This window comes from Paraburkholderia sp. J69-1 (genome assembly GCF_905220255.1).
Lineage (GTDB): Bacteria > Pseudomonadota > Gammaproteobacteria > Burkholderiales > Burkholderiaceae > Paraburkholderia.
Map to the genome: position 1 here is coordinate 1 of NZ_CAJMZG010000078.1, position 842 is coordinate 842.

Annotated in this window: 1 pseudogene; it reads left to right on the forward strand. The window is 60.0% G+C overall.

Annotated elements, in window-relative coordinates:
• Positions 1 to 69: 69 nt before the first annotated feature.
• Positions 70 to 842 (forward strand): annotated as a pseudogene (locus U5A67_RS40435) (IS3 family transposase); the annotation flags it as partial.

Consider the following 842-nt stretch of genomic DNA (forward strand, 5'->3'; position numbering starts at 1 on the left):
TGACCTTGCCCTCGAAAAACGTATCCGTTACTGAGAGTGTGTAAAACTTCAGTGACGGAGGATTGAGCAATGGGTAACCCGAGGGCGCGGTACACGCTGGAGTTCAAGGTTGAAGCGGTGCGCATGGTGCGCAACGGCCAGAGCCAGTCGGCCACGGCGAAGATTCTGGGGATCAGCACGCAGACGCTGAACACCTGGATCAAGGCCGACGATGCTGGCAAGCTCAATGGCGCCGGCAAACAGGTATCGGCCGAACAGATGGAGATTGCCCGGCTGCGTGCCGAGTTGGCCCGCGTGAAGATGGAGCGCGACATATTGGAAAAAGCCACGGCGTACTTTGCAAAGGTGTCGGCATGAAGTACGCCTGGATTGAGCGGCACAGCCGACAATGGCCGGTTTCCGTGGCCTGCGAGGCGCTGGGTGTCAGCCCCAGCGGTTATCACAACCATAAGGCGCGCGACGTTGATCGTGATCGGCCGCGTTGCCGTATCAGCAACGATGCGCTGCTGGTCCACATTCGCGCTGTCCATGCCGAATCCAAAGGTGAGTACGGCTGGCCGCGCGTGTGGAAAAAGCTGCTGGCGCAAGGCATTCGCGTGAGCAAGGACCGGGTTCAGCGGCTGATGAAGCTTCATGGCATCAAGGCGCGCACCAAGCGACGGTTCAAGGCCACAACCGATAGCAAGCACAACTTGCCGGTTGCGCCGAACCTGCTGCAACGAGACTTCTCAGCGGCGAAGCCCGATCAGGTCTGGACGACAGACATCACGTACCTCTGGACCGACGAGGGCTGGCTGTACCTCACCGTCATCCTGGATCTGTTCAGCCGACAGGTCGTGGGC